Annotated in this window: 12 protein-coding genes; 5 read left to right on the top strand and 7 right to left on the bottom strand. The window is 24.8% G+C overall.

Going from position 1 to position 8,037, the window contains the following annotated elements; genetic code table 11:
* From ACRDDY_RS14240 to ACRDDY_RS14225, 4 genes are all read left to right on the top strand, one after another.
* On the top strand, positions 1 to 670 hold a 670-nt coding region (locus ACRDDY_RS14240), incomplete at its 5' end, for a ParA family protein (RefSeq protein ID WP_438565609.1).
* Positions 670 to 1,674, top strand: a complete 1,005-nt coding sequence (locus ACRDDY_RS14235) for a ParB/RepB/Spo0J family partition protein (protein ID WP_438565608.1) — start codon at positions 670 to 672, stop codon at positions 1,672 to 1,674. The genes ACRDDY_RS14240 and ACRDDY_RS14235, both read left to right, overlap by 1 nt.
* Positions 1,675 to 1,997: 323 nt before the next feature.
* A complete protein-coding gene (locus tag ACRDDY_RS14230; protein ID WP_438565607.1) occupies positions 1,998 to 2,876 on the top strand; it encodes a replication initiation protein in 879 nt (292 codons plus the stop codon).
* 10 nt (positions 2,877 to 2,886) lie between these two features.
* Positions 2,887 to 3,225 carry a hypothetical protein gene (locus ACRDDY_RS14225; RefSeq protein WP_438565606.1) on the top strand — a complete coding sequence of 113 codons (339 nt, stop codon included), beginning with the start codon at positions 2,887 to 2,889 and terminating at the stop codon, positions 3,223 to 3,225.
* A gap of 31 nt (positions 3,226 to 3,256) precedes the next feature.
* Here the strand turns inward: ACRDDY_RS14225 and ACRDDY_RS14220 are convergent, their stop codons facing one another.
* From ACRDDY_RS14220 to ACRDDY_RS14190, 7 genes are read right to left on the bottom strand one after another with little or no spacing between them, the layout of a single operon-like run.
* Positions 3,257 to 3,652: a hypothetical protein gene (locus ACRDDY_RS14220; protein ID WP_438565605.1), complete on the bottom strand. Its 396-nt coding sequence runs from the start codon at positions 3,650 to 3,652 to the stop codon at positions 3,257 to 3,259.
* Positions 3,649 to 4,068: a hypothetical protein gene (locus tag ACRDDY_RS14215; RefSeq protein WP_438565604.1), complete on the bottom strand. Its 420-nt coding sequence runs from the start codon at positions 4,066 to 4,068 to the stop codon at positions 3,649 to 3,651. The genes ACRDDY_RS14220 and ACRDDY_RS14215 overlap by 4 nt, the downstream gene beginning before the upstream one ends.
* 24 nt (positions 4,069 to 4,092) lie before the next feature.
* The gene (locus ACRDDY_RS14210; RefSeq protein ID WP_438510730.1) at positions 4,093 to 4,671 is read right to left on the bottom strand and encodes an ADP-ribosyltransferase; all 579 of its coding nucleotides are present in this window, start codon (positions 4,669 to 4,671) and stop codon (positions 4,093 to 4,095) included.
* A 39-nt stretch (positions 4,672 to 4,710) separates the two neighbouring features.
* Positions 4,711 to 5,664 carry a hypothetical protein gene (locus ACRDDY_RS14205; RefSeq protein WP_438565603.1) on the bottom strand — a complete coding sequence of 318 codons (954 nt, stop codon included), beginning with the start codon at positions 5,662 to 5,664 and terminating at the stop codon, positions 4,711 to 4,713.
* Between the two features lie 38 nt (positions 5,665 to 5,702).
* Positions 5,703 to 6,374 (bottom strand): hypothetical protein, encoded by a 672-nt coding sequence (locus ACRDDY_RS14200; protein WP_438565602.1) that lies wholly within the window; start codon positions 6,372 to 6,374, stop codon positions 5,703 to 5,705.
* 21 nt (positions 6,375 to 6,395) lie between these two features.
* Complete coding sequence (locus ACRDDY_RS14195) at positions 6,396 to 6,950, bottom strand: hypothetical protein (protein ID WP_438509655.1); 555 nt, start codon at positions 6,948 to 6,950, stop codon at positions 6,396 to 6,398.
* 16 nt (positions 6,951 to 6,966) lie between these two features.
* On the bottom strand, positions 6,967 to 7,629 hold the full coding sequence (locus ACRDDY_RS14190; RefSeq protein ID WP_438509654.1) for a LexA family protein: 663 nt from the start codon (positions 7,627 to 7,629) through the stop codon (positions 6,967 to 6,969).
* A 126-nt stretch (positions 7,630 to 7,755) separates the two neighbouring features.
* On the opposite strand from ACRDDY_RS14190, the gene ACRDDY_RS14185 reads away from it, so the two are divergent.
* A complete protein-coding gene (locus ACRDDY_RS14185; RefSeq protein ID WP_438565601.1) occupies positions 7,756 to 7,926 on the top strand; it encodes a hypothetical protein in 171 nt (56 codons plus the stop codon).
* The last annotated feature ends 111 nt before the right edge of the window (positions 7,927 to 8,037 follow it).

The raw sequence follows: 8,037 nt of genomic DNA, 5'->3' as shown, positions 1-8,037 counted from the left end.
AAAAGGCAAAAAAGTTCTTACTATAGATATGGATAGCCAGGGAAATTTGACTACTAACTGTGATTTATTGAAAAGAGAACTTGAAACTATAGTTGATGTTTTCAAAGGTGAAAAAGAAATAAATGAAGTTATTATAAATATTCAAAAAAATCTAGATCATATTCCAAACAATATTAAAATGTCAAAGTTTGGATTATATCATGATAAATCAGCTGGGTGGTCAGAGCTTTTAAAAGAGGCCATAGAGCCAATCAAAAGCAATTACGACTATATCTTTATAGATTGTCCTCCTGCCCTTGAATTTGCCACTTATAACGCCTTAGAGGCCGCAGATGATATTATTATAACTCTTCAAGCTGAAGAAAACAGTATAGAAGGAATTGCAGATTTACTTGACTCTGTTAATGAAATTAGAGAGGCTACTAATGAGAACTTAAATATAATGGGAATAGTTGTTACTAAATTTAAAAAAGCAACAAAACTTCAAAATCAATTCCATGATATGTTAAAAAATCATTTTGGTGATGCTGTATTTAATACAATTATAAGAGATAATATAAAGATTGCTGAAGCAAATTATAACCATAAATCAGTTGTAGAACTAGATAAAAATTCAAATGGTGCTAAAGACTATTTAGCATTAGCAAAAGAAGTTTTAAAGAGGATTTAATGAAGGTATATCAACTAAATTTTGAAGGAGATTTAACTTATTTGTATGAGTTGAGTGAAACACCAATAATTCAAAAATTAAGAGAAGAACTAAAAGGAGAAGCTATGATGAATAATAATCATTTAAAGAGCAATTTTGCATTAAATCCATCAAACTTAGAAAAAAGTAATATTGCAAAATACTCTATAATAAACAACATTACAAAAAAAATAATTGAAGAAATAGATTTTAATGATAGAACATTTATAAATAGATTAGATTCAGAGGATAAAGTTAAAGAATCAGAAGAGTTCTTGCCACTTGTAAATTCAATAAAAGACTCAGGATTACTAAATCCAATATATCTTTTAGAAAAAGGACACAATAAATATTTAATAGTAAGTGGATGGAGAAGATCTCTTGCATTAAAAACAATTTTAGAAGAAAATCCTAATAAAATATGGCAAAAACAAGCAGTTGTTTTTAGAGAAGGAACTCCTGTAGATTTACTAGAGAAAGTATCTATAGATGAAAACACAAAAAGAAAAGATTTATCAATCCTGGAATTAAGCTATAAATTCAACAAATTATCTGAAGAGGATAAAGTTCCTATGGATGATATCTTAAAAATATTTGGAATTGCTAAAAGTCAATTTTATGCAATAAAAAAGGCAATAGACTTTAATCCAGTTATAAAAGAAATTTTAGAAGAGATTGGACCTGTAAAAGCTGATTACCTGGATAAAATTTTATTAGAACTTATAAAAAATAATAAAGATAAGAAATACCATACTGAAGAGGAAGATTTAGTTTTATCATATAAAGATAAAACTAGAGATGAACTGAAAGAAATTCTTAGAGATTTAAAAGAATCTAATAAAGAAGAAAACAAAAAAATAAAAGAACTTAAAACTTTTGAAGTTAAAAGAACCCCTAAAAGAACTACAATAACAATAAAGCAAAAGTTATCTGATGAAGAGTACAAAAAAATACAAGAATTCATAACAAGTATAACAAAAAAATAATATAAGCTGACAAATATTTAGTCGAAACTGACAAATATTTAGAGTATTCGTAAAATAGCTGACAAATATTTAGAGTATTCTTTTATGAACATTGAAAACTTAATAAAATCAAGGTTTTAGAGTATAGCTGACAAATATTTAGAGTATTTTTCAGAGCTGACAAATATTTAGAGTGTAGCTGACAAATATTTAGAGTGTAGCTGACAAATATTTAGAGTGTAGCTGACAAATATTTAGAGTATTATTCTTCTAGGCTTTGATTTTATTAATGATTCAGCTATACAAAAGTATTAAAAGTATTAAAAGTATTAAAAGGGGAGATAATGAAAAAACAAGTAGATTTATTTAAACCATCTATTATTGTAACTAATAATGTTCCATTAACTGCTTTACAACTAGATTTATTTAATTATTTTCTTAAAGGGGCATATGAGCAACTAGAAAAAAATGTTTTAACTGGAATATTTAAATTTGCAGTTGAAGAAATAAAAGATAATTGCAGTCCAAGGCTTAATTCATATAATAAAATTTATGAAGAAGTTAAAGAAATTTATGATAAAGAATTTGAATTTAATATATTAGGAAAAGATAAAAGTATAGGAACTATTAAATCTCGTTTTATACCATCAATAATACAGAATAAAAATAACCTTATAGAGATTACATTAGAACCAGTTACAATTAATGCCTTAAGAATGATGATAGCCAAAAAACAGCAAATAGACCTTCCTGGAATGCCTCATTCTGAATTAGAAGTTTCACCTTATTTATCATTAAGTTACGAGGAACATAAAAACATTAAATTTTATCCTGCTAAAGTTGTTTATGAAATTGTAAAAGATTATGAGGGGTATCCAATTCCTGAAATTAATGTAGATGATTTTAAAAAGATAACTGATACAGTTGATAAGTATCCTACAACTTATGCTTCAATGGTTTTAAAGAAGATTGAGAAAATATTAAATGAAAATTATAATATAAATATATCTTTAACAAGTATAAAACAAGGTAGAGTAATCACTAGCATAAAAATAGAAAGTGACTTAAATAGAAAAAGAGCTAAAGAGGTTACTTTTGAAGAAATTGAAACGGAATATAAAGAATATTTAATTGCGGGAGGACTAGATCCAAATAGAAATTATCCAAAATCAACTTTAACTGGATTTTTAAATAAAAAGAAATATAAATTAAAAGGAAACTAAGGAGGATTATATGTTAAAATTTGAAGTTTTAGATACTAATAAAAATATGTATTTTATAGTTAATTTAAAACATATTAATGACAAAATTTGGGAAATTGAATATCCTATTTCTTCAGGGGGAACAGAAAAAGAAACATTAGACTTTGATTATTGGGAATCTTTAGATTTTTTAGAAAAATATGTTTTTATTAATGATTATTATACAATTAAGTGGGGGAATACTAGTTATTTATTATTTTCATTATTAGGAGCATCAGAAGAAATAAGGAAATCTATCAAAAAAAGATTAAAAGAATTAGAAAAAATTCAAAATGAATATAATCAAAAAGTTCAAAAATGGTTATTTTAAAATAAAAAAAGCGAGGAAGTTTCTCGCTTTTTTATTTGTTTTCAATTTCTTTAATATCGCTTTGATCTAAAATATATTTAATTTGTTTTTCAACTTCATATTGAATGATTTTTCCGATTTCATTAACAACATTAATTTTTTCAAGAGGTAAAATATCTTTTGGTTCTTTAAATAAATCTAAAATTATAGAGTATTTTAAAGTTAAATTAAAATATTCTTCTTTAGTCTCATCTTCTTTGGAAGAGTTAACTGTAACGATTGAATGAACAAGAAGATCAATATATTCAGATTCTGTAAATTCAAGCTCAGTAGGTAATCCTATTTGCCCTTTTGTTTTTACTATAAAATTTTGTGTAGAATTAATCAAGTTTTTATTTTTTTTAAAATTTATTTCATCTAATATAATTTTATTTATTTTTATTTTCATTTAGCTTCTCCTAATAAATTAGTTGGAATTTCTTCCCAAGTTATAAAGTTAGATACTGTTTTGTTTTCATCTAGGTTAATTTTAAATTCAAAAAAGATATTATTTCTATTTTCTGGAATATGCAAAATTTTATTTGAATAATATGTAGCATTAAAAGAAAAATCAATATTAAATTTTAATTGTTTCCAATAGTCATAAATTGAAGATTTTTTCAAATAAAGACGTTCAAAATCCTTTTTTCGATAAGGTACCTCTTTAAAAGAATAGAGGAATGTTTTATTTTTTATATCTTCTCTTTCTAGAATAATCATAGCTTTGGGGTATAGAAGTTTTAAATTGTTAAACTTTTCTTCAGTTATATCATTTTTATTAACTCTAATATATGTTCCTGGAAAACTTCTTTTTGTATAGTTCATAATAAATCCCTCCTATTTTTAAAATTAAATATCAAAATCACACCATCCTTTAGTTTCAACAATATTTGTATAAATATTGTTGATTATAACTTCATCAATGACATAAAAACATCCTCTAGCTACCAAAATTTCTTTTTCACTTGGGAAATAAGATAAGTCACTATCGAGATATCCACAATGAGATCCTTCAGATAATTTTATGTTATGAAGAAGAGCTACGGCTTCAGGCAATCTATTTGTCGAATCAATTCTTTCCAAAACAGCTTCTCTAGAAAATGAAGTTGACATAAAATTAGGATATTCATGATAAAATTCAGCAACACTATCTAATGCTTCCTTAATTTTTTGAGCTGTTAAAAATTCATTTTCTTCATCAGCTCTATATACTTCAACAGCAAAAGGAAGTTTAAATTTGCTTAATGCGTTATCAAGATAACCAATTTCAGTTAAAAAAGGTTCTATGAATAAATTATCTTTAGATAAAAGAGCGGTGTTGACATCTTCGTATAAAAATTTAGAATATTCATAAATAATATTTTTTTCTTCTTCGGTTAAAGATTCTTTCCAAAGTTTAAATAAATCTTTACATTCTTCAACAGTCATATTACTTTCCTTTATATTAATTTTTTTATTTTATATATACTATATATCAGTTTCTTTTTCTTCTTTATATTCGATTTTTTTCTTCTCAGACTCTTCAATATATCCCCAAGGATTTAAATCGTTTTGTGGAATATTATAGGCTATCAAATCAGTTGGTCTAAAGTAGTTTTTTTCTATTTGAAGTTCTACTAATTCATCAATAGCAAATTTAATTCTATTTGGTAATTCAAAGTTTTTATCTGAATTATAGTAATTATCAATGATCTCAACTATTTTATTTTCAATTTCTTTATCTATAAGAAGAGTTTGTAATTCTTTAGATTGATTGGATGCTTCTAAAATTTTTAATTCTTTTTTTAGCTTTTCAATTTCAAGGTCTTTTAGTTTATTATCCTTCAACTTTTCTTGTGTTTCAGTTTTAATTTTAATAATATTAGCTTCGTTTAATCTAATTTCTTGAATTTTATTAGCTATAGTAGCTACAAAACCTATAACAGCTGCAAAGCAGGCAAAAGCTTCTTTTTTTTCTATTATTATATCAATCCATTTGGAACCTTGGTCAAAGTTTGAAAGTTGATAAGAACTATTTAAAGAATTCCCTGAAAATATTTGATTTAAAGCTTTATTTAAAGATAACATTGTCTTAGCTATTACTTCAAGGTCATTAGTTTCTTTAAATTTAAATGATATAGTATATTCATTTATTTCAGGATAAAAATTATTAAAACTCCTAACATATAAAGAGCATAAAGTTTTAAGAGTATTAACTCTATTAAAAACAGAAATATTATCATTATTTTTAAAAAATATAATAGCATCAGTATTAAGAAAAAAATCGTGTAAATCATAAAAAGTTTCAAAACAAGGCAATGTTGTAAGTTCTTTTATATTTTTTTTAAAAGTAAAATCAATTTCATAATGATTATTTTTATTGGTTGTATATTTTAAAGCCATATTATGTTTTATTATATTTGTAATATCACGCATTTTCATAATGTATTAAATCCCCCTAGTATAAATTATTATATATTTTAGATGAAATCATCTAAAGATAAGTCAAATATTTTGATTAAATTTGACTTAGGTAAATTATAACTAATATCAAAACTTGGAGAATATTCATTTACATCAGCTTTATTAAGGTGAGGTTTAAGTTTTGAAACATAATATAATTTTATTAATTTAATATCAATTGGGTTGTCCAGTTCGACAATGCTTACTAATTCGGCATCAAATTTTTTTGTTTTTAAAGTAGAAAAAAGGACTCCGCCAATATCTTTAGATTCTCCAATATACGCAATTTCATCTCTATTTTGCCAAAATAAAAAAAGTCCACTTTTAACTTGTAAACTTAATTCATCTAGAAAAGCTTTGAATTCTTCTGAGAATTTTCTTTCAAGGATAAGTTCAGCTTTTGTAATTGCTTCATTATCATTAAAAACTGGAATTTCTTCAAGCATATTTTTGTATTTTTCTGTTTTAAATTCTTTAAGAAGTAAAGCACATTTAATTAATTCATCTTTATTTTCATTAGCATTTTTTAATAAAAATGAGAATTTTTTAATAAAATTAATAGCCTGTTTATTCCCTTCTAAACCAAGATTTATTAAATTTGTTAAATCTATAAAGTACTCTTCAGTAAAATTTTTATTGTATTTTTTACAATAATTTATAAAGTGTTCTGTATCTTTAAAATAAAGCATTTTAATCACCTTTTTTCTATTTTACACAGCTTCTGCTGTGTTATTATTTATCTTATTATTTTCAGCTAATATTTCTAATGTAGAAGTTAGATCTTGTAATTGGTTTAAGTAAAATTTAGCATCTTTGATAGATGTTTTGGTATTAATAAATACCAGTTCAACATTTGGATTATTAAAATTATTTGTTTTTAAAACAAGTGTAAGATTACTAATGTATTGTTTTTTACCACCTAATATAGCACCAGTGATTAATCCAATTCCACCAAATAAAAGGCCACCAGCAACAGCTCCACCAAGTTTTTTAGAACTGTTTCCATCTTGGATAATATCCCAATCTCTAATATCTTTAATATTTAAGATTGAATATTGGTTTCCACCCTTATCAAATATTGCGGCGATATCTCCATCTTCACAAACATAAACTTTCAAAAGACCCATCAAACTAAATACTTTACCACTTTTAAATTTTGGATTGTTTTTAAAGAATAAGTCTTTGTTTTTTTTCATAGTAAGTCCTGTCTTAATAACTAATACTAAAAACAGTATTAATAAAATAAAGATGATTAAAAGTAACATAAAAATTCCCCCTCAATTATATTTTATTTATAGTTTTAATAACTTTTCCACAACATTCAAAATCATCTTTCTTTGTTACAATAATAGGTTCATAACAAGTATTATCTGAATAAAGTAGAATAATTTCATCTTTTTCAACAAATCTTTTTACAAATGTTTCATCATTGACAAAGAATATACCAACTTCACCTGAAAGAACTTCAGCTCCTTTTTTTAAGATAACAATTGCATCATTAGTAATAGTTGGACTCATAGAGTCGCCATGAACTTTTACTCCTATACAATCATACTCTTTGAAAGGAACATTAACAAATGCAACAGGTTCAGCATCAGCCACCCTTCCACATCCAGCAGAAGCAGAGGCGTAAACAGGTATAGTAGAAGAGGTATCATTTGAAACAGTATCTAATTGTTCTTCAATTTTTTCATTAACAATTGGATTAGTATAATCTAATAAATCTTCATCAGAAAAATACCCAGCCAATTTTAATAAATAAAGTTTATTTATTTTAAATAATTTTGCATATTTTTCAAGAGTGTCATGTGAAGGTAGTCTTTCACCGTTTTCAAATCTAAAAATCCCACTAGTGCTTATACCAGTTTTATAAGCCAATTGGGATTGAGAAAGATTATTTTTTTCTCTTAACTCTTTTAAAAATTCTCCGATAGTTTTATTCATAGTACCTCCTATAAAAATATTATACTTAATGCGACTCACATGTGTCAAAACACAAGAAAAAAGTTTTTGACAATTTGGGAAAAATAAAGTAGAATGTTATTGACTCATGTGAGTCAAGGAGGTAATATGTCTATTTTAATAACGATTAGAAAGAAGCTAATAGAGCATAATAAGACGATTACTTGGTTATCAAAACAGCTTGGAATGAGTAGAAGAACATTTTATAGAAAGCTCGATAACAATGATATAGACCTTATATCAAAAGTAAGTACAATATTAAAAAAACTTGATAAATAAATTATAAATTAAAATGTCACACTTGTATCAATGCTATAAAAATTTTTTTAAAGGAGATTTTATGATAAAAGTTGAAGACTTAATCGAGAATAAAAAAATTGATGGAAAAAA

It is taken from the genome of Clostridium sp. (assembly GCF_051656525.1).
In the GTDB taxonomy this organism is placed as follows: domain Bacteria; phylum Bacillota; class Clostridia; order Clostridiales; family Clostridiaceae; genus Clostridium.
Note: the sequence above shows the minus strand (reverse complement) of the source record. Positions and strands in the feature narration are given on the sequence as shown.